At 31.3% G+C, this 2,558-nt stretch carries 3 protein-coding genes; all 3 read left to right on the top strand.

The annotated features are described in order from the left end of the window. Nucleotides 1–1,745 (top strand): DEAD/DEAH box helicase (locus HMPREF9131_RS01960; protein ID WP_009345085.1); only part of this gene is annotated, 1,745 nt, incomplete at its 5' end. Between the two features lie 53 nt (nucleotides 1,746–1,798). Then, nucleotides 1,799–2,302, top strand: coding sequence for a SurA N-terminal domain-containing protein (locus HMPREF9131_RS01955; protein ID WP_009345084.1), 504 nt, complete (start codon nucleotides 1,799–1,801; stop codon nucleotides 2,300–2,302). Further along, on the top strand, nucleotides 2,269–2,558 hold a 290-nt coding region (locus HMPREF9131_RS08570; protein ID WP_369744392.1), incomplete at its 3' end, for a peptidylprolyl isomerase. The genes HMPREF9131_RS01955 and HMPREF9131_RS08570, both read left to right, overlap by 34 nt.

Genomic DNA, 2,558 nt, shown 5'->3' with positions numbered 1-2,558 from the left:
CCATTGATGATATGGCAGATGATTTGATCAAGTTATATGCAGCCAGAGAATCAAAAAGTGGTTTTAAATTTTCAAAAGATTCCAGTTTTCAAAGAGAATTTGAAGATGCCTTTATTTATGAAGAAACTGATGGACAGCTTCTATCGTCTGAAGAAATAAAAAAAGATATGGAAGAAGCCCATCCTATGGACAGACTTCTTTGTGCAGATGTAGGTTATGGAAAAACAGAAGTAGCTTTAAGAGCAGCCTTTAAGGCTATACTTGATGGCAAGCAAGTAGCATTTTTAGTACCAACAACAATTCTCGCCCAACAGCACTACAATATAATGGTGGAAAGATTTAAAGATTTTCCGGTGGAAGTAGGTATACTCTCTAGGTTCAGAACCAAAAAAGAGCAAAAGGAAACCATTGAAAAATTAAAAGCAGGAATTGTAGATATAATTGTAGGCACTCACAGATTATTATCTAAAGATGTAGTCTTTAAAGATTTAGGTTTACTAATTATAGACGAAGAGCAAAGATTTGGAGTGCGTCACAAAGAAAAATTAAAAATGCTAAAGGAAAATATTGACACCCTAACTCTATCAGCAACCCCCATACCTAGAACTTTACAAATGTCTATGATAGGCATAAGAGATATGTCTGTAATTGAAGAACCACCCGAAGAAAGATTTCCTGTAAAAACTTATGTTTTGGAATATAATCCTCTGATGGTGAGGGAAGCAATTTTAAGAGAAGTTGAAAGAGGCGGTCAAGTTTATTTTGTCTATAACAGAGTTGCCAATATGGAATATAAACTTCAGCAACTAAGAGAACTTGTGCCAGAAGTAAGTTTTGTGATGGCTAACGGTCAGATGAATGAAAAAGATCTTGAAGACACTATGCTTTCATTTTTGAGAGGGGATGTAGATGTCTTATTGTGTTCAACAATAATTGAAACAGGGATGGACGTTCAAAATGCCAACACAATGATTATTACTGATTCAAATAGACTTGGATTATCACAGCTATATCAATTGAGAGGAAGAATAGGAAGGTCTTCAAGAGTTGCCTATGCATATTTTACCTATGAAAAAGATGTATCAATTTCAGAAATAGCTCAAAAAAGGTTAAAAACAATTAAAGAATTTACAGAATTTGGCAGTGGATTTAAAATAGCTTTAAGAGATTTGGAAATCAGAGGTAGCGGTTCTATTTTGGGGTCAAAGCAACATGGTCATATAGATAATATAGGTTATGACCTTTACATGAAATATTTGACACAATCCGTAAATAAATTGAAGGGAATCGAAACTAGAGAAACCATTGAAACTGTAATTGATTTAAAAATCGATTCATATATACCAAAAACTTATATAGAAGATGAGCGTTTAAGACTAGAAATTTATAAGAAAATTTCTGTTTTAGAATCTGAAAAAGAATACAGCGATTTGATAGATGAATTGATAGATAGATTTTCAGATTTACCTAAAGAAGTTGTAAATCTTATGGATATATCCCTATTGAGATACAAGGCATCTAAGATAAATGTAATTTCAATAATTGAAAAAGATGGCAAATATACAATTAAATTAAATGAAGAAATCGGACTAAACTTAATAAAAGAGATGGGAGAAAATTTTAAATATATATCCTATGATTTATCTGAGCATTCAGAAATCATATTGGAAAAGTTAAAATATCCCATGGAAGACTTAAAAAAAGCTTTAGTCATAATAAGTTCACAAAAAAATCACAACAAATAAGACTTTATAGTGTATAATATAAATGTTTTATAATAAGATTAAGGAGTAGATGTATGTTTTTAAAAAAATTCACAGCAGCTGTTCTTTCAGGATTAATGCTTGTAAGCTTGAGTGCTTGCGGTAAAGGACCAGAAGGAGTAGCAGCTAAAGTTAATGATGTTGAAATACCAATGGAAGATTTTTATAAATCTTATGCAATAAGAAGGAACCAATATGTTGCCAATGCTGGTGGAGATGAATCAGTTTTAGAAGGTCCAATAGACCCAACAGGCAAGCAATCAAAATTGACAGTAGATCAATATTTGAAAGACATTACGATTAAAGATTTAACTGAAACAGAAATAATAAAGCAAGATGCAGCTGCTAATAATATAAAAGTAGAAGACAGCGAGATCCAAAAAATTCTTGACCAATATAAAGCTCAACTTGGTGGAGATGAACAATTTAAAGCTTATCTTGACTCATTAGGAATACCTCTTGACTACTTAAAAGAAGTTTTGAAAAATCAAACTCTTGTAGGAAAATATACTCAAGAAAAAATAAAAATATTAAAGTAACAGACGATGATGTTAAGAAATATTATGATGAACATAAAGATGACTTCTTCAAAGCAAAAGCATCTCATATATTAGTTGATGATTTAAAAAAAGCAAATGAAATCAAAAAAGAAATTGATAAAGGCGCAAAATTTGAAGAAATGGCAAAAAAAGAATCTAAAGACACAGGTTCTGCTACAAACGGTGGAGATTTAGGAGAATTTACCAACGGTCAAATGGTTCAAAGTTTCAACGATGCAATTAAAAAGATGGAAAA

The organism is Peptoniphilus sp. oral taxon 836 str. F0141, from assembly GCF_000179335.1.
Classification (GTDB): Bacteria; Bacillota; Clostridia; order Tissierellales; family Peptoniphilaceae; genus Peptoniphilus_A; species Peptoniphilus_A lacrimalis.
Note: the sequence above shows the minus strand (reverse complement) of the source record. Positions and strands in the feature narration are given on the sequence as shown.